The organism is Bacillus cereus group sp. MYBK108-1 (assembly GCF_051917185.1).
Taxonomy (GTDB): domain Bacteria; phylum Bacillota; class Bacilli; order Bacillales; family Bacillaceae_G; genus Bacillus_A; species Bacillus_A cereus.
On record NZ_JBQAHZ010000004.1, the window covers coordinates 224,830 to 243,545 of the forward strand.

The following is an 18,716-nucleotide window of genomic DNA, read 5'->3' on the forward strand; positions in this document are numbered from 1 at the left end:
ATATGCGAGTAAGAAACATCCAAGGGGAAGATTATGTAAAGATTCATTCTGTTTTAAATGATTGGTGGGGCGGGAGAGACATGGCTGCCATGTTGCCAAAATTGTTCTTCATTCACTTTCAAGAAACGAGTTTTATTATTGAAGAAGAGGGAGAAACGTTAGGTTTCTTATGCGGATTCTTCTCACAAACGCATAAAGAGGAAGCGTACGTTCATTTTATCGGTGTCAATCCGAAGTATAGAAGAAGAGGAATTGCATCGACATTGTATTCGTATTTCTTTGATGTCGCACGTGCAAATAACCGTAAAGTTGTAAAAGCAATCACGTCACCAGTTAATAAAAAATCGATACAGTTTCATAGGGAGATTGGCTTTCAAATTGAGGCTGGGGATGATGAGATAGAGGGTGTATCGGTACATACAAATTATGATGGGAATGGCGGTAGTAGAGTTTTATTTTTGAAAAATGTGTAAAAGTAGGCTAGCACAAAGTTAGCCTTTTTGTTGTGAGGAGGTATTAGTATGGAAAATAAACAAAGCAGAAATGAGTATGTAAGACGCATACATACAGTTCAAGATTATATAGAATCAAACATAAATAGTTCACTATCTATTGAAGAGCTAGCCGAGGTAGCTGGATTTTCAAAGTTTCATTTTCATCGAATTTTTAAAGGAATAGTAGACGAGCCGTTATCACGATATGTAAATCGATTGAAGTTAGAAAGGGCAACAAACCTTCTTACATATCGATTGGATATGACGATTACGGATATCGCTTACCATTTTGGTTTCACAGATTCAGCAGTTTTCTCCCGTACATTTAAAAATTATTACGGAGTAAGTCCGTCTCAATATCGAAACTATAATAGCAAGAATTGCAAAGACGTAAGGGGAATTTCTCAATACAATGAATGTAAGAAGGTTCGAGGAAATGTTGAAATTGTAACAGCGGACGATATAAACGTCGCATACATAAGACATATCGGTACATATGAGGAGTTAACTATAGCTTTTCCAGAAATGATAGAAAAACTATTTCATTACGCAGCTAAGCAAAACTATCATGTATTTGATGATACGAAAGTATTAACCATTTACCACGATCATCATGAATTTACTGAGGAATATCATTTAAGAACAAGTTTATGTGTAACAATTTCAGATGAATCCACAGTAGAAACGAACGACGTTGGAATAATGGTAATACCTTCTGGAAAGTATGCAGTAGGACATTTTGAAATATGCCAAGATGAATATAAAGGAGCATGGGACTTTATATACGGTGAGTGGCTTCCAAATAGCGGATATAAACCGAGAGATTCGTATCCTTTTGAAGTATATAGAAATGACCCAAAGCAGCATCCAAAGCATAAACATATAGTTGATATATATGTACCTATCGAACCTTTTTAATTATAGGTTAAAGGGGAAGGAATAATGAAAACTGCTGAAAAGTTAGATCAGATTATAAAAGAAGAATATGAAAATATGAATGGTATGTTAGTAGTGCAGAAAGGTAATGTTATTTTTGGAAAATATTATAACGGTTACGGTCCAGATGATGCATTTCACATAGCGTCAGTCACAAAAACGATAATCTCTGCGCTAATTGGGATATGTATAGATAAGGGCTATATAAAAAGCGTTGATCAAAGAGTAATAGAATTTTTCCCGGAATATAACGTTAATTCATCTGAAATAACAGTACGACATCTGTTGACAATGACAGCTCCACATCCTTTCGTAGACTGGCAGGAGCCGTTAGAAGAACTATGTATGCAACGAGATTGGGTAAAGTATACGTTAAATAGGATAGGAAACGGCGGAAAAATTGGATCTTTTAAATACTCATCTGCAGGAGCGCATGTACTATCAGCGATTATTACGAATGCAACAGGGAAAAGTGCAAGTGAATTTGCGAATGAGTACTTATTTCAACCACTGGGCATGAGCGAAATTCCAAACTACAATATGAAAGCATTTGGATTCGATGACTTATTCGGAAAAGATGTGAAAGGATGGGTTCACGATCCAAATGGTATTTCGACGGGCGGCTGGGGAGTAACGTTAACGGTTAGGGATATGGCTAAGTTTGGACAGATGTATTTGAATGAAGGTATTCATAATGGAAAACAAGTTCTATCAAAATCATGGATAAAAGAATCGACAGAAATGAACCAAAATCAATATGGTTACTTATGGTGGTTACGAGAAGAAGATGGAATCTTTTCATACTGCGCTATGGGTGATGGGGGGAATATGATTTGTTGTATTCCAGAGAAGGAATTGGTGGTGGTGATGGCTTCTGAAGTTGTGCCAGAAGCAAATGATAGATGGAGATTAATCAAAGAGTATATACTTTTAACAGAGTAATGGTGAGCTTGTAGAAAAATTTAAACGCTCCCCGTAACTTTCCTCAATAAAAAATCGTTAAACATTAGGAAGGGTTATTAATCACGAATGGGGGAGAACCATGAAAATTTTAATACTAGGTGGTACACGTTTTTTAGGAAGAGCTTTTGTAGAAGAGGCTTTACAGAGAGGGCATGAAGTTACATTATTTAATCGTGGAACAAACCGGGAGATTTTTCTAGAAGTGGAGCAGCTTATCGGTGACAGAAATGGAGATGTATCAAGTTTAGAAAATCGAAAATGGGACGTTGTCATAGATACATGTGGATTTTCTCCACATCACATTAGAAATGTTGGAGAAGTACTTAAAGATAATATTGAACACTATATATTCATCTCAAGCCTTTCCGTATATAAAGATTGGATTCCGCATGACATAAAAGAAGACTATATATTACAACCTGAACCGACGGCTGAGCAAATAAAGACTGTAGAAAATGGTGAAATATCTCCTTATGAGCATTATGGTGCGCTTAAAGTATTATGTGAAAAAGAAGCAGAGAAGTATTGGCCTGGGCGTGTTTTACACGTAAGAGCAGGACTTCTTTCAGGAATGTTTGATTATACAGATCGGCTTCCATATTGGATTCAGCGTGTAGCAAAAGGAGGTAAGGTGTTAGTTCCAGGAAGAAAAGACCGTCCAGTGCAGATAGTTGATATAAAAGACGTCGCAAATTGGGGACTAAACATGGCAGAAAACAAAAATGCAGGTACATTCAATGTAACAGGTCCAAATTATGATTTGACGATGGAAGAGCTATTAAATACGTGTAAAAAGGTTATGAATAGTGATGCTGAATTCGTTTGGGTAGAGGAATCGTTTATGAATGAACATAATGTGCAGCCTTGGACAGAAATGCCTTTATGGCTTCCAGAAATTTTTTCATTAGAAGGGGAAACGAAGCCGTGGAAAGGCGGGTTTACTATAAGTATCGAGAATGCTGTGAAAGAAGGGCTTACTTTTAGAAGAATAGAAGAGACAGTTACAGATGTGTATGAGTGGATGGAGAGTACGGAAGAATGGGAATTAAAAGCAGGTATTTCAGGCGAGAGGGAGAAGAAATTGTTAGAAAGATGGTATCAATAAATTTAGCGGAGTTCTTTGAATATGCTTGATTGCACATAAGGAGGAAAAGGTGATGTGGAAAGACACCATTCACAGTATCTCATCAAATTTAAGCTTGAAAAACCCAGCTACGAAGGATGAACTTACTGATATACAAAAATGTTTACATGTGGAGTTACCGAATGATTTATATCAATTATTACAGGAAACAAACGGTATAGAAGGTGAATACGGTGACTTTATATGGTCTGCTTCAAAAATTAAAACTGAAAATATGAGTATGAGAAATATAGTTGATTTTAAGGATTTATACATGCCTTTTGACTGTTTATTATTTTTTACTGATGGGGGAAATGGTGATTTGTTTGGCTATTCCATTTTGAATGGAAAAGTACAAAGAGATGATATATATGTATGGAACCATGAAAATGATAGTAGAACGTGGGTTGCTCCTTCTTTAAAGACTTTTATGGAGTGGTGGGAGAGTGGAAAGATAATAATTTAAATATAGTATCAAAAAAAGTGCCTTGTTACTAAAGAAACAAGGCACTTTTTCACGAATAATTAATCTACCACTCAATTGGTTCTTCTCCGTACATCTCCCATAGCTTAGGAAACATCTTTTTTAAACCTTCCTCATCGTCTTCATCCCAATCTAACTCGATATCAACTTCCTCAAACTCTTCATTTGTTAAGACATGGTATAGTGTAAAGTAAGTATCATCTTCATCCCCAGTCTTCTCCATGTAAACTTCTTGCCCGAAATATAGAGTAAGTTCTTCAATCTCTGGGACGTCATACTCACTCAAATTTTCTAATACAGGAATTAATCGTTCTGGATCTTCAATACAAGCTTCGTATGTCTCTTTTCCTTGATATAATAACCATCCGCGGAAGTAATCGAAAGTATCATCTGAACAGCCACCCATAATAATATAGGCTGCTGCCCATAAACGGGAGGTATAGGAGTCTTTCAAAAGGCGATGCATATGCGTATCAAAAGCTACAATTTCATGTACTGTACGTTTAGCAAGGTGAGAAGTAAGCCATTCTATTTGTTCTTCTTGGTCCTCACCTTTCGTTTTTGCACGATGAAGTAGCTCCCAAAATTCTTCTTCGGTTATCGTTTTTTCTTTTATGTAATCTTCCCCAGGCAACGGGTCTGTATATCCTTTTTTACGTTTGGAAGCAACTAGTTTATTAGCTTCATTCATACATTCTTCTTCTGTTTCAAACTCTTTCGCTTTCACACTGCCAGCTGTGCCAATTTTTCCGTAAAACACAACATAGTCTTTTTCTTTCACAACGATTTTCCAAAACTTATTTGATTTCTCAGTTTGCTGGATTAATAACGTTTCCATCCGTACCCCCATAATGTTTTCTAGTGTGCAATATGATTGTAACATATGTATATACACTTGTAATGATGAAAAATAATAGTTTAGAAAATTCAAAAACCATTGAATGGAGTGGATAAATTTAGTAACCTTATTTGTACAGTAATTACATAATTGTTTTGTAATAATTCGATATTTATATAAGGGGGCGTTACGGATGGATCTTACGTTTAAAGTTGAGGAAACATGTTTTAATTACCGAGTCGGAGCAATTTGTAAACAGGATAATAAAATACTTATTCTGCAAGGTGACGGTGAAGATTTTTGGTACGTACCGGGCGGAAGAGTGAAAATGTTAGAAAACAGTGAGGATGCGTTACAACGGGAACTTGCAGAAGAACTAGCTGCTCCTATTAAAGGGAAGAGATTAATATGGTCAGTAGAAAATTTCTTTACACTTTCTGAGCAAAAGTTTCATGAGATTAGTTTTTATTATGAAGTAGAGCTACATGAATTACCTGCAAATGGAGCGGATCAATATATTTTGGAAGAAGAGGATAGAACATATTTGTTTAAGTGGGTGCCGGTAGAAGAGTTACATGCATATAATTTACAGCCTGCATTTATAAAAGAGAAAGTAAAGAATATAGCAGTTCATACAGAACATATCATTTTACAAGATTAAATGTATTCGGAGGAGAAAAGGATGAAGGGGATTAAAAAAGAGATACATATAAATGACAAAGTAATTTATTACACACATATCGAAAAAGGTTCTAGTACCGTTTGCTTTATGTTTTCAGGTTCAGGATACAATTATGATAAGCCGTTATTTTATTACGCGACGATGCTTATGCTTGAACAGAAAATTGATGTTGTATATATTCATTATTCTTACGACGAACAAGTAATGAATAAACCAATGGAAGAAGTAACAAAAATAATGATGGATGATATGAATCCTGTAATGAAGGAAGTATTAAAAGCTGAGCAATACAACGATACTATATTTTTAGGGAAGTCACTCGGAACAATTCCAATTGCGAATGATTTAATGAAGAGAGAAGAGTTTTTACAGTCGAAAATGATATTACTGACACCGTTACTGACGTTTGATACGATTTTTGATTCTATCTTGCATAGTAATCACGAAGGGTTTTTAGTTATTGGGGATAAAGATCACCAATACAATGCAGATCAAATTGATCAGTTACATAAAACAAATTTAACGATTGATGTTGTTAAAAACGCAAATCATTCTGTAAATGTTGGGGGATATGAAACGGAAAATTCAATTGAGGCTATAGCGAAAATAATAGGAAAACTTAAAGAAGTTGTTAGGACAAACTAACCTATTAATACATGCAAGAGAGGTGCGAATTGCACCTCTTTTACTTTAATAAGCCTTCAAAACATGAAGTAAATAATCCTTACGATTCAGCGGATTATAATCAACACGTTTTCGAGTAGGGAAGGGAGCCATAAGCTTTGTGAAACCAGCTGGCTTCGTTGTAAATATGCCTTCTCCTTCTGTAAATGAATGAAGCACGCGTTTAAAATTCTCTGTTTTCGCAACAGGTAATGATCCTGTTAATTGGTAAGAATCATTATATAATATAGGCTCTGCAAAAGTTGCTGGAACGGCAGCGAGCTTATACATTGCGGTACTAATTGCCTGCTCCGGTACAGTTAATTCAAACTCATTTACTGGTTCATATACATATGTTTCAGCTTGCTTTAAAGCATCCATTAATACGATCGGTGTCAAATTTCTAAAGTCACTCGCTGTTGTAACAGGACTAGCATAACCTGTATGCGTTAACGTGACAGAAATGTCCGTAACTTCCCATCCGTATAAACCTTGTTTTAACGTTTGAAATACAGTATCTTCAATTGCTTTATGAAATGCTAAAGGCAATGAACCAAGCTCAACACCTAATTTATACGTTATGCCAGAGTTAAGTTCACCACGTTCAATTTTAAAACCAATTGTTGCGTAAAATGGATTCGCTTTTTCACCCATGACTTCAACGGAATTCCCAATGCCAATTGGCTTTTCAATACATACAACTCGCGTATTTGAGAAAGTAACCTGTAAGTTATATTTATCATAAAGTGTTGTTTCGATAACCTCTTTTTGTACTTCACCGAAAAGGCGAATATAAAGTTCATTATGAATATCATCTTTCCACACTTTAATGAGCGGATCTTCTTCACATAGTTCCATAAGTGCAGCGTATAAATCATGAATTCGTTCTTTTGGTACTGCATTGATGGCTGCTTCCATTTGTGGTTCGGCAAAGTGAATATCTTTTATATAATCCGTACGTTCACCGATAATATCACCAATTTTAATATCATTCAGCCCCCACACTTTACAAAACTCACCGCTAGGAACGGTAGTAGTTTGAACGGCATCTCCATTATGAAATATGCACATTTTTTTTATCTTTTCCTTATGTGGTAGAGACTCATCGCGCTGTATATCAACATATTTTCTAACATGTAAGCTACCTGAAAAAACTCTTATATACGCAACCTTTTCTCCAGAAGGTTCACGTTCAATTTTAAAAACAACACCAGATAATGGTTCCTCTTGTGCCGATGTAAGAGCTGGCATTAGGGCCGGAAGTTTTTCAAGTATTTCAGTTACTCCTATACCTGTCATTGCTGAACCGAAAAAGATTGGATACACATTTGCTTGCTGTATTTGCTGTTCTAGTTTTTCTCTTAATAGTGCGTCCGGTATTATTTCGTTATTTACATATGATTCAAGTAACGATTCATTAAATGGTGCTAACAGTTCCATACAATCGTCATATGATTTGTATTCAATGATCCGGGCTTCTTTCGTTCCTTCGTTTAGAACAGAGTAGAAGGGGAATGCTTCATTTGAAAGAACCTCTTTTATTTGTTTCATAACTTTTTCAGTGTTTGCGCCACTACGATCAATTTTATTAACGAATAAAATAGTCGGTATGTTTAGTTTCTGTAATGTTCGCATTAAAATTTTTGTTTGTGCTTGCACACCTTCAACGGCAGAGATAACTAAAATCGCACCGTCTAGAACGCGGAATGATCGCTCCACTTCAGCGATAAAATCAGCGTGTCCAGGTGTATCAATGACATTTACTTTTACATCATCAATAAAGAAAGAAACGACAGATGCTTTAATCGTAATGCCGCGTTGTCTTTCTAATTCCATTGAGTCAGTTTGTGTATTACCACTATCTACTCGGCCAATTTCTTTAATCACATTCGTTTCATAAAGAATACGCTCAGTCAAACTCGTCTTGCCAGCGTCTACGTGCGCGACAATCCCTATATTTATTGTTGTCATTTGTGAATATCCTCATTTCATTTTCCATTTTCATTTCCTCATTTCTATTTGTGTATTGCCGCATTATCAATCACTCTCCAGTCATTTAAATTATTACTATTATAGTGCAATTAACATTATTTGTAACGCTACAAAGCGCCTTAATTTGGAAAAAATAAAATGAAAACAAAATGCTTGCATTCTAAATCGATATAGATTATATTAATTGACATATCAACTATTGATACATCAAATGTTTTTATTTTGATTGTAAAGGAGGGTTAATTTGACAAGTTCATGCTCAAAAGAAGCGATTATTTTATATAAATTACACTTTCTAAATAAAGAAGTAAGTTCGAAATTTGAAGGGTGTACGGGTATGAGCCAGTCTCGATTAGAGCTTATACTTCAATTATTTGAAGTAGGTGAAATTAGTCAAAAAGCACTTCAGCAAGAAGTGAATATTGATAATGCTGCGATAACAAGGCATTTAAAGCAGCTTGAGGCCAATGAAATGATTGTAAGACGTAAAAATCCAGATGATAACAGAATTACGTTAGTTTCTCTTACTGAAGAGGGGCGAAATAAAATTCAGGCGTTTCAAGAAGAAAAAGAACGTTTTGCAGCATCTGCATTTAAAGGATTAAGTGAGGAAGAACGCGATAATCTTTTAAATATGTTAAATCACATTCAAGAAAATATAAAAGAATTATAAAAAAGGGAGAATACAACTATGACTAACTCAGTAAAAACAAATGATTTTAACGAAATTTTAACAGGACGTCGTTCAATTCGTAAGTACGACCCTTCAGTGAAAATTAGCAAAGAAGAAATGACAGAAATTCTTACAGAAGCAACACTTGCACCATCTTCAGTAAACATGCAACCATGGAGATTCGTAGTGATTGAAAGTGACGAAGCGAAAGCAACACTTGCGCCACTTGCGAAATTCAATCAATCTCAAGTAGAAACATCTTCAGCAATGATCGCTTTATTTGGTGATTTAAACAATTTTGATAACGCAGAGGAAATTTACGGTACAGCAGTAGAGCGTGGCTTAATGCCAGCAGAAGTAAAAGAAGACCAAATGAAAAAACTTTCAGCTTACTTCTCAATGGTTACACCAGAAGTAATGAAAGATACGGTATTAATTGACGGTGGTCTTGTAGCAATGCAATTTATGCTAGCAGCTCGTGCGCACGGTTATGACACTTGTCCAATTGGTGGATTTGAAAAAGACCAAATCGCAGAAGCATTTGGACTAGATAAAGAACGCTACGTACCAGTTATGTTAATTTCAATCGGGAAAGCTGCAGACAGTGGTTACCAATCAGTACGTCTTCCAATTGAAAAAGTTGCAGAGTGGAAATAATTTTATAAAAGAACTTCAATAAGTGAAAGATGAGAGGGGAAGCACCATGATTATTATTCACGCAATATTTCAAGTAGACCAAGCAAAACAACAAGCATTTTTAGAAGAAATTCAGCCACTCATTCATGGTTCAAGAGAAGAAAGTGGAAATGTATCTTATGACTTATATAAAGATACAGAAAAAGAAAGTGTTTATACGATGGTAGAAGTATGGAAAGATGAAGCAGCAGTTGCGAGCCATAATACGAGTGAACACTTCACATCTTTCGTTAGTAAAGCAGCACAATTTTTAACTGCTCCTCTTGATATAAAAGCTTATAATGGAGAGTTAGTAAAATAATAAGGTAGAAAAAGATGACTTTGGCATATGGCTGAAGTCATCTTTTTTGTATAAGTAGAATCCATTTTGGACTCAGTTATGTTGATTGATAAGTGTTGCTCGTATCCTCAGTAACTGTGGTGAATTGTATGTTAAATTCGAACATTTGGTTTATTGGGATATTTTTCCGTGTTATAATTTTCTTGTAAATAAAAGGTAGAGGGGAGTAAGTAATGGGAGAATTTCAAAGTAATTTGCATACGGCAACGCAACTTGCAACGAAAATGAGAAATGCTTCAGATAGGATGCAAAGTGCTACTAGTCGCTCTATAAATAAGGCAACGCGTACGACACTATCTGTGAACTTCCAAGCACAAGAAGCAAATCAACAAAATTTACAAATCACGAAACAGTTTTGCGCTGCTTTTCAACAAACGATTGATAATATCCATTCCGTAGCAAATGAATTTGAGAAAATGGATACAGGACTTCAAAAGACTTTTCAATAATGTAACAACCTACGTAAAGGGGAAAAGGTAGGGAGAAAAGATGAGTCAAGAAATTGAAACGAAAATCAGTCAATGTAATCAAAAATTACGAATTATATTTGAAGAACAAAATAAAAACCGAATTGCGCTGCAAAATCAAGAACGAGCGGAGGTTAGTTTTCATGTATGGAAAAATAGAAGTAATCGTTTATTTAACCGAATACTAGAAACTTGGCACGGCGACAAAGAAGTGTTTCACCTTTTTACGAATATGCGGCAAGAAATCGGACAGTATGAAAGAAAACTTACATTCGAATTAGAAAATGAAAAAGAGACGTTGCTTAAAGAAAAACGGCATCTCAGTGAGAAAGAAAACGACCTTTCCTATGAACAGCAGCAACTACAAAGGGAGGCAAATACATGAGTTTAAACATGTATTTGGGAGAAGTACAAAGTCAAACTCAAAGTATGAACGCTATATGTAATGCTACGATTCAAAGTATGGAACAAGTCATTCAATCTATTGATGCCTTTGCGATAGACACAGTATTACAAGGACAAACATACGGTAGTGCAAAATCCTACCTTGTCCAAACATTTCGGCCATTAGCGCAAGGAATTATATGCTTATGTGAAGAATTAATTCGCCAAAACGAAGCATTTCCAAATGAGTTCCAAGCGAAAGTTGTTTCGACAGATGTGATTGAACAAGAAATAAGAGAACAAATAAGGGGAATTAATCAATCGATTACAAGTATAGAAGCAATAGAAGTACTTACACCAATGCCCGGAGTAGGTGCAATTGTAACGGTATTAGGTACAATGAGAAAAAAACTGGAAGAAAAACTAGAGCATTTATATGAATTCAATCATTCATCCAGCAACAACTACAGCACCGCCCTCCAATTAGCAGCTAGCATCACAGCCGGACTCTCTGAAGTGCAAAGCGGGAAAGGATTTAGTCCTGTGAGTGGTACGTTTCATAGTGAAAGGTTAAATATGGAATGGGCAAAACAAATTCAAATAACTATAGAAGAGAAAATACGGAAATCTGACAATGGTATTGGAAAAAGCGTAGACTTAGAGCACAATGTGTATAACGAAACGGAAGGAATAAGTAGCGAAAATATATCTATCAACAATAGATTTACAAAAGAAGAGATACAAGCGACACAAAAATATCTTGAAGGAATTAAAAATGGTACAATAAAAGGGAATATAGGTGAGGATTTCCAAGTTGAAACCGATGATTATGAAATGGAGCATAACATTTTTGGCCAGCCAGTCGGTGGTAGAAGGCCAGTACTCGATCCTTTTTTAATCGGTGTGGCGAAGTTTGGATTCGATTTTCTCTTTGGTGATCTTTTCACACTCTTTGACTCAGAAGCTACCTATGGTGAAAAACTCCTAGCAGTTGGAATGATGTCCCCATATGGGAAGGGTGTAAAAATAGTTGATAAACTTCATGATTTAAAAAAGGTTGGAGATGTGAAGAAAGCAACGGCTGGGAGTGCGGGGGTTACTAAGGGGATAGATAATCCTTTACTACCAGGTGAAGGGAAAGTTGGAACATATGAAGAATTAATTGATGCAGGAACACGTGGAGACAATATAACTCCTCACCATATGCCGTCTGCAAAATATATGAAAACAAAAGCAGAGGTACATAAAAATGATGGAGTAAGTATGAATATGGAGCACCCTCATCCAGGGAAAGGGGGCAGGCACCGTCAAACTGAAACATACGGAATGACTGGTAAGAAATTAGATGCCTATCTTAACCTTGAACCACGTGACGCTTTAGCTCGTGATATAATTGATGCAAGGAATATTTATATAAAAGAAGGACTTTACACTCCTGAGATACGTTCAGGACTATTGGAAGTAATAAAATTAAATAAAACAAAGTACCCAAATATTTTTGACAGACAATAGGAGGTGGGGAAAGTTGGACATTTTAGTCGAACTTACCGAATTAAAGAATAATCGTTTATTAAGAGATGAGAATGAAGTAGAAAAATTTGAAAAATCTATTGGGAATATTTTAGAAATGGAGGATGTTAACCATATAGAAGTATTGTGTCAAGGCTTTGATGATTTAACTGAAAATGATGAAGTAATGTTTGGTTTAATTCATGCTATAGAGTCGTATGACAAGATTGTTAGTTCTGAAGTTTCGCTGAAAGTGTTAGCTAATTCTATTCCTAAGATGATTCCTCATGCTAAGGAATGGTTAAAGATACTTCACAAAAGAATATTGAATCATGAACCATCGAGGAATATTTATAAAAAAATCATCCCTACATTAAACAATGATATTCAGAAATATGTTGTTTCTCAATTAACTAGTATTAAAGAAAGAAACCCAAGTCGTTTTGAAGAAAGTGTAAATTCAATATTAGATTTTTTAAAGTAAGTTAAAAACCTTGACTGGCTAAATGCCTTTCAAGGTTTTTTAGTAAACTAAAAGGTTTTACTTTTTGAAGATTTCACATGTAAATCAAAACTTATAATAGTAAATTGATATTCAAATATAGCGACAAAACTTACAGAATAATAGTTATCTATTAAATGAAACTACAATTCATAAGTGTTGATTTCTTTTTCTACCATTTTAAAACAAATATTATATTACTCCTGAGATTAACGCAAATAGCTACCACAATATTAGGCGATAAGGTACTAAATAAAGTAGGACATATCGCAAAAGGAGCAAAAGCATAAAGTGGAGTAAGTACATTTGCTAATGCAGTAACACTAGCAAAAGAATTGAAGCCAACGCTTGAAATGTTACAATCATTTAAGAGAGATGCTTCCTATGCATTCTCTAGTGTTGGTGGAACTATTGTAACCAAAATACCTCAAGGCGAATTATTAGAAGCTTTTTATAAGTTTGCGAAGTCTAAAGATGGTGGTAAGGGTACGGGTAAAACTGGTGAAATAGCTAAGGAATCTGGAAAAGTAGCCCAAACATTAGAAGTAGCTAGAGCACAACAGCGTAAGGTAATAGGATCAGTAGAAAGTGGCGAAGTAGCTTTAAAAACAACGAAGTGTAAAGGGAATTATGGTGAAATGAAGATGGATGACTTTTTTGAAAGTCAAACATATACCAGAATTAGTGATGATCGTGTAATAACATTAGATCAAAAAATTGTTAAGGGAATAGATGCTGTATATGAAAATTCATCTCCGCCACCTAAGTATGTGATAGCGGAGGCTAAGTATAATACTGCGCAACTTTCAAATACAAAAGATGGAAAGCAAATGAGCGAAACATGGATAGATGGTTCTAGACGTTTGGAATCAACTGTTGGAGAAGAAATGGCAGATAAAATTCGAGAAGAAATGCTTTTGAATCCTGAAAATGTACAAAATATACTAATTAATGTTGATAAGGATGGTAATGTGGTTAAAAGCATTTTGGATTCTTCTGGGAAGAAAATAATTGAGTGAGGAGAATGAAATGAGAGATATTTTAAAAAATGAAGATTATTTCGAGGATTATTTAAATAGACAGAATAATAGAATAGAAAAGTATAAAGAATTAGCAATAAAAGTAAAAAATGAAAGACCAAATGATTTAGGTAGTATTAAAAGAGCTTATGGATATATTGAATCAATTTGTATTGATAAATTTAATTGTTTATATTCAATGGGAAGACCTATGGAAGTACTAAGAGATTTTTACCCCGAAATAATTGAGGCGATGAAAAAGGGATGGAGTGGTAAATATAGATATATAGATTTATTGTGGGTTCTTTCTATTGGGATAATGCTAGATGTTTCAAAAGATTATATAATTGAATTAGAAAAGTTGGTAGAAAAAGAGAAATTGAATGATTATTTGATTGATTTTTTATTTAGTTATAAAGATGAAAATTGGGAAGGGAATAACACGGAATTTATCTTTGCAGACCCATATAAATCAATTTATCGTGTGGTTAATGCAAAGAATAAAGAAGAATCAGTAAAAGAATTGAAAGAATATTTAGAGGGAAAATGGTATAAGGGGCATAGTGATACAGGCTGGTATGATTCACATGAAAATAAAAATGATATCTACAATGGTTATTGGAGTTACGAAAGCGGAGCAATCGTAAAGATTTTAAAATTAGATGATTCAAGTTTAAAAAATACTTTATACTACCCTTATGATATGGTGCATTATCAAGGAAAATAAATGTAAGAATCCACAGTGATAAATTTTTTACACTGTGGATTTTTAAGTTTGTGTTAAAGTACCTATTAAGGGTACGGCTAACGGTAAACCTAGCAGTAACAAAAACACAAATGTAGATAATTTTGATGCAAAAACAGCTACAAATAAGCAAAAAGGGAATTATGGTGAAATAAAATCTAGTGACAATTTATTGAATAATCAAAGTTTAAAAGAAGCTGGATTTGATTTAAAGCCAGTCGGAAAAAGTGCACCATCAGGCATAAATGATAAAATAGTAAAAGGAATTGATGGATTATACGAAAATGCAAATGCAGAATCAAAGATCAAATATGTTATTGATGAAGCTAAGTTTGGTAGTTCACAATTGGGGAAAACTAAAGATGGACGACAAATGTCAAATGATTGGTTGAATGGTGCGAAGACGCGAAAAAGTAGGATATTGAAGGCTGTTGATGGAGATATGAAATTATCAATAAAAATTACGAATGCATTGAAAAAAGGTGAAGTGGAAAGAGTACTATCAAAAGTTGATAGTACTGGGAACGTTAAAACTTATAGAATAGATGCAAAGGGAGACATTATTGGAGAATGGCCATAAGTTTAGAAGCCAGGAGGAATTGAAAGGTATGAGAGATCATTTATGTATAGAAAAAAAATGTAGAGAAGTAATAGAATATAATAAAGAGTTTATTCAAGAAAATAGAGTTGAAATTAAAAGTTTAGAAGAAGATGAAAAAAAAGGTATTCAAAGGTATCCTAATGATAATATAAGTATCATAGAAGAATTCTATCAGTCAAATTTTATATACGATTTGGATAATGTTAATGCAAAATATTCCCTAGGAGAAGCTATCCATACAATAGAAGGAGATTTTGACAAAGCTCTTATTAATTTGAAGCATATAGGAAAAAAAGAAGTTGGATATTTAAATCTAATTTGGATGATATCTCTAGGAATTTTATTAGAGACGGAGAAAAAGAATCTTGTAAGTTTAGCTAAGCTAGTTGAGAAGGAAAATATGAACGACGCAGTAATTGATTTCCTCTTATGCGCTAGTGATATCGGATACACAAAAATGACGAACAGATATTATAAAGAAAATCCATATGCAAAAACGAAAGAGATTATAGAACTTGCACAAACAGATAAAAAAGAAGCGTCTAAAAGATTACAAACGTATATGGAGAAAGAATGGTTTAGAGGCCATTATGATTATGAATGGAAAAATGCCCACAAAGAACCTGGATATGTAGGGTATTGGAGCTTTGAGACAGCTGCAATAGTAAAGATACTCGGACTTGATGATACAAGTTTAAAAGATAATAATCATTATCCATATGATTTGGCAAATTATAAAAATGAAATGAAATTCAAGCATATAGACCTAGGTGAATATCACTATGAAGATGAGACAGAAGAAATCGAGGATATAGTAGAAGGAATTGAACATAATCCTGCATTGGAAAACATGATTCCGCCAAAATGGCATTCATTGGTCAATGAATTAATACATGATTATGAGAATATGAATGATAGTAGTTTTTATGAAAAATACAAAAAAACGATAGGAATAGGTCAAGTGTGGTTCTTACCACAAGAGTATGAAGAAGAAAATGAGCAAAAAAATCTATTAGGAAGTTTAATTGTGTTTGCCCTGACGGTAAGAGATTATATATTACAATTGGACTATAAAGAAGATTTAGAGGACTACATCGATAATCTTAAAAATTTCTGGAATGTTTCAGAAACAAAGTTAGTTCAATTTATGTTAGAGAATGATCAAAATTATTATGCATGGGTACCAAAAGAAGCAAACATCCCAAATATGTATGAAGTGAAGATAGAGAGTGTCGATGTAGAGGAAGTTCTATAACGAACAAATCGAAATGGTTTTTATTATATGTAATATTAGAATGCATTTTACTAGTTAATTGAAAACAATGCATGCGTGGGAGAAAAAAGGATGTATTGTTACTAAAAATTAGAGGGAAAGAAGGCTGTTGGATTGAGTTAAGCGCCTCATTGTCAATATACGACAATAGGTGCTTTTTTGCGTGCAGTGAAGAAAAAATATAAGTTTTCTTTTTGCTCTATTTCATATTTGAATTACATGTTATAATTCGGAAAAATATATTCTTAATTTTTAGATAATTAAAAGGTGGTAGATACTATATGAGTACATTAAAGAAAATTACTAATAATATTTCGAAGGTTATTATAGGAAAAGACGAATCGATAGAACTAGCAGCCATTGCTCTAATAGCAAGAGGACACATTTTATTAGAGGATGTACCTGGGACAGGAAAAACAACATTAGCGAAAAGTTTGGCTGAAAGTGTGGACGCTAAATTTCAAAGAATACAATTTACAGCGGATACTTTGCCTGGAGATGTTATTGGCCTTGAATATTTTGATGTGAAGGAATCGGATTTTAAAACGAGGTTAGGTCCCATTTTTGCAAATATCGTATTAGTGGATGAAATTAATCGAGCTGTACCGAGAACACAATCTTCGTTACTTGAGGTTATGGAAGAGCGTACTGTTACAATTGCGAAACAGACACATTCATTACCAGAACCTTTTTTAGTTATAGCAACGCAAAATCCACTCGAATCAGCGGGCACATTTCCTTTACCAGATGCTCAGTTAGACCGGTTTTTACTCACAATACGCCAAGGTTATCCTACGAGAGAAGCTGAAAAGGAAATGATGAATCGGTTTCAAATGAATGATCCATTAGAAACGTTACATTCTATTATTTCAAGTGAAGAAATTATTACGATGCAAAAGCGTGCAAGAGAAGTGTTAGTAGGGAATGATGTGCAAGATTATCTTCTTGAAATTATTGAAGCAACTCGTAACCATGAGTTAATTGAAATTGGTGTAAGCCCTCGGGGAACGTTGGCATTTATGAGAGCGATTCAAGCACGGGCAATATTAAATGAAAGAGATTACTGTACGCCAGATGATATTAAGACGCTCACTGCATCCGTTTGTGCTCATCGTTTAACGTTAACAATTGAGGGAGAGATGAAAACGACGAAAGAACAAATTATGAAAGAAATTCTTCATACGATTAGTGTGCCAGTGGAGAATGTACGATGAATCAACAGCTTGTGTATACACCTTTAGCGGAGCCTTTCGTAATGGGGGTTATGTCAGTTGTAGCCGTTATTTTAAGTGTATTTTCAAGTAATCTACTGTTTTTATCTCTCGTATTTTTATATGTAATTTTAATAGGTGCTATGCATGTATATATACGTAAAGTATCTCGTGTTGAATGGGAATACAGTCAAGGGAATTCGAATGTTTTTATAGGTGAAACGAATATGTGCAAAATGAAAATTTCAAACAAGTCGATATTTCCTATTCTTAATATCGTATTTCGATTTAAATGTGAAAATAAGCTAACTTGGAATCATGATGAAATAAACAAAAATCATAGTACAGGTTCAAATTATTATATGAATTTTAATTTAAAAGGAAGGGAGTCAGTTTCATTTGATTTGCAAGCTGTAGCGTTAAAAAGAGGCATCGCGAAATGGGAAGAAGTTGAAATTGTTATTACTGATCTCTTTGGATTTATAACGAACCATATAACATATAAACAAGTTGATACGCCCTCTTATTTAGTTTTACCAGCTGTTCCGAAAATACAAGTTCCTGAATTACAAGAATGGTCACGAGGATTTCGAAAAGCGATGTCTTCACCCTTATATGATGAAACGAAAGTAATGGGAGTAAAGTCTTATGAAAATGAAGATTTTCGTTCCATCCACTGGAGTGCAACAGCGAAAACAGGGACAATAATTGCGAAAAAGTATGAGCGAACACAATGTGATAAATACGCGATTTATCTCAACTTGCAAAATAAAAGTGGTGTTTCTTTGCGAAATGATATAGAGGAACTAATTGAATTAACAGCAGGTATATGCAAACAACTTCTTATGCAAAACTGTTCGTTTGAAGTATGGATCAATAGTGTAAAAGATAACGGTTTGCTACATATAAAAAATGGGGATAATCGGAAACATTTGCAAAATGTATTAAGGATACTTGCCTCGATATCAGACCAAGATACGCCTATATCTTCTTCTTACTTTTACACAGCAGGCTTTCGTCGAAAGGAACTGGATGCGGTTCCTTTAATTATTGGTACTTCACCAAAGAAATACAGTAGAACGAATAAATGGATTGTAATGAAAGAATAAGAAGGGGCTTAT

22 protein-coding genes are annotated in these 18,716 nt (G+C 34.4%); 20 read left to right on the forward strand and 2 right to left on the reverse strand.

What is annotated here, in order from left to right; all coding sequences use genetic code 11:
• Positions 1-2: 2 nt before the first annotated feature.
• The 5 genes from ACTFSL_RS09425 to ACTFSL_RS09445 all read left to right on the forward strand — a co-directional run bounded on the left by ACTFSL_RS09425 (position 3) and on the right by ACTFSL_RS09445 (position 3,982).
• On the forward strand, positions 3-473 hold the full coding sequence (locus ACTFSL_RS09425; RefSeq protein ID WP_001266040.1) for a GNAT family N-acetyltransferase: 471 nt from the start codon (positions 3-5) through the stop codon (positions 471-473).
• 48 nt (positions 474-521) lie between these two features.
• On the forward strand, positions 522-1,412 hold the full coding sequence (locus ACTFSL_RS09430; RefSeq protein WP_440041562.1) for an AraC family transcriptional regulator: 891 nt from the start codon (positions 522-524) through the stop codon (positions 1,410-1,412).
• A 24-nt stretch (positions 1,413-1,436) separates the two neighbouring features.
• Positions 1,437-2,372, forward strand: coding sequence for a serine hydrolase domain-containing protein (locus tag ACTFSL_RS09435; protein ID WP_440041564.1), 936 nt, complete (start codon positions 1,437-1,439; stop codon positions 2,370-2,372).
• Positions 2,373-2,472: 100 nt separating this feature from the next.
• Entirely contained in the window at positions 2,473-3,498 is a 1,026-nt protein-coding gene (locus ACTFSL_RS09440) for an SDR family oxidoreductase (RefSeq protein ID WP_400154804.1), read from the forward strand.
• A gap of 52 nt (positions 3,499-3,550) precedes the next feature.
• Positions 3,551-3,982 carry an SMI1/KNR4 family protein gene (locus ACTFSL_RS09445; RefSeq protein WP_400154803.1) on the forward strand — a complete coding sequence of 144 codons (432 nt, stop codon included), beginning with the start codon at positions 3,551-3,553 and terminating at the stop codon, positions 3,980-3,982.
• Between the two features lie 64 nt (positions 3,983-4,046).
• On the opposite strand, the gene ACTFSL_RS09450 is transcribed toward ACTFSL_RS09445, so the two are convergent.
• A complete protein-coding gene (locus tag ACTFSL_RS09450) occupies positions 4,047-4,838 on the reverse strand; it encodes a DUF4240 domain-containing protein (protein ID WP_000449125.1) in 792 nt (263 codons plus the stop codon).
• Between the two features lie 193 nt (positions 4,839-5,031).
• Between ACTFSL_RS09450 and ACTFSL_RS09455 the strand changes: the two genes are divergently transcribed.
• On the forward strand, positions 5,032-5,499 hold the full coding sequence (locus tag ACTFSL_RS09455; RefSeq protein WP_000366244.1) for an NUDIX hydrolase: 468 nt from the start codon (positions 5,032-5,034) through the stop codon (positions 5,497-5,499).
• Between the two features lie 21 nt (positions 5,500-5,520).
• On the forward strand, positions 5,521-6,165 hold the full coding sequence (locus ACTFSL_RS09460; RefSeq protein ID WP_400154802.1) for an alpha/beta hydrolase: 645 nt from the start codon (positions 5,521-5,523) through the stop codon (positions 6,163-6,165).
• 45 nt (positions 6,166-6,210) lie between these two features.
• On the opposite strand, the gene ACTFSL_RS09465 is transcribed toward ACTFSL_RS09460, so the two are convergent.
• Positions 6,211-8,154 (reverse strand): GTP-binding protein, encoded by a 1,944-nt coding sequence (locus tag ACTFSL_RS09465; RefSeq protein ID WP_440041567.1) that lies wholly within the window; start codon positions 8,152-8,154, stop codon positions 6,211-6,213.
• 265 nt (positions 8,155-8,419) lie between these two features.
• On the opposite strand from ACTFSL_RS09465, the gene ACTFSL_RS09470 reads away from it, so the two are divergent.
• From ACTFSL_RS09470 to ACTFSL_RS09530, 13 genes are all read left to right on the forward strand, one after another.
• Positions 8,420-8,848, forward strand: a complete 429-nt coding sequence (locus ACTFSL_RS09470) for a MarR family winged helix-turn-helix transcriptional regulator (RefSeq protein WP_000204162.1) — start codon at positions 8,420-8,422, stop codon at positions 8,846-8,848.
• Positions 8,849-8,866: 18 nt separating this feature from the next.
• Positions 8,867-9,505: a nitroreductase family protein gene (locus ACTFSL_RS09475; protein WP_000185391.1), complete on the forward strand. Its 639-nt coding sequence runs from the start codon at positions 8,867-8,869 to the stop codon at positions 9,503-9,505.
• A gap of 46 nt (positions 9,506-9,551) precedes the next feature.
• Entirely contained in the window at positions 9,552-9,845 is a 294-nt protein-coding gene (locus ACTFSL_RS09480; protein WP_400154800.1) for a putative quinol monooxygenase, read from the forward strand.
• Positions 9,846-10,057: 212 nt separating this feature from the next.
• Positions 10,058-10,333 (forward strand): TIGR04197 family type VII secretion effector, encoded by a 276-nt coding sequence (locus ACTFSL_RS09485; protein WP_439962465.1) that lies wholly within the window; start codon positions 10,058-10,060, stop codon positions 10,331-10,333.
• Between the two features lie 40 nt (positions 10,334-10,373).
• Positions 10,374-10,736 (forward strand): DUF3958 family protein, encoded by a 363-nt coding sequence (locus ACTFSL_RS09490; RefSeq protein ID WP_098213942.1) that lies wholly within the window; start codon positions 10,374-10,376, stop codon positions 10,734-10,736.
• Positions 10,733-12,247, forward strand: a complete 1,515-nt coding sequence (locus ACTFSL_RS09495) for a T7SS effector LXG polymorphic toxin (RefSeq protein WP_440041569.1) — start codon at positions 10,733-10,735, stop codon at positions 12,245-12,247. Before ACTFSL_RS09490 ends, ACTFSL_RS09495 begins: the two co-directional genes overlap by 4 nt.
• 13 nt (positions 12,248-12,260) lie before the next feature.
• On the forward strand, positions 12,261-12,728 hold the full coding sequence (locus ACTFSL_RS09500) for an Imm30 family immunity protein (RefSeq protein ID WP_043936975.1): 468 nt from the start codon (positions 12,261-12,263) through the stop codon (positions 12,726-12,728).
• A gap of 371 nt (positions 12,729-13,099) precedes the next feature.
• A complete protein-coding gene (locus ACTFSL_RS09505) occupies positions 13,100-13,765 on the forward strand; it encodes a hypothetical protein (RefSeq protein ID WP_440041570.1) in 666 nt (221 codons plus the stop codon).
• Between the two features lie 10 nt (positions 13,766-13,775).
• Entirely contained in the window at positions 13,776-14,492 is a 717-nt protein-coding gene (locus tag ACTFSL_RS09510; RefSeq protein ID WP_440041572.1) for a PoNe immunity protein domain-containing protein, read from the forward strand.
• 190 nt (positions 14,493-14,682) lie between these two features.
• Positions 14,683-15,090 carry a hypothetical protein gene (locus ACTFSL_RS09515; protein WP_048568607.1) on the forward strand — a complete coding sequence of 136 codons (408 nt, stop codon included), beginning with the start codon at positions 14,683-14,685 and terminating at the stop codon, positions 15,088-15,090.
• A gap of 28 nt (positions 15,091-15,118) precedes the next feature.
• Positions 15,119-16,366 carry a PoNi-like cognate immunity protein gene (locus ACTFSL_RS09520; RefSeq protein ID WP_440041574.1) on the forward strand — a complete coding sequence of 416 codons (1,248 nt, stop codon included), beginning with the start codon at positions 15,119-15,121 and terminating at the stop codon, positions 16,364-16,366.
• 299 nt (positions 16,367-16,665) lie between these two features.
• Positions 16,666-17,598: an AAA family ATPase gene (locus ACTFSL_RS09525; RefSeq protein WP_440041575.1), complete on the forward strand. Its 933-nt coding sequence runs from the start codon at positions 16,666-16,668 to the stop codon at positions 17,596-17,598.
• Complete coding sequence (locus ACTFSL_RS09530) at positions 17,595-18,704, forward strand: DUF58 domain-containing protein (protein WP_001075940.1); 1,110 nt, start codon at positions 17,595-17,597, stop codon at positions 18,702-18,704. The genes ACTFSL_RS09525 and ACTFSL_RS09530 overlap by 4 nt, the downstream gene beginning before the upstream one ends.
• The last annotated feature ends 12 nt before the right edge of the window (positions 18,705-18,716 follow it).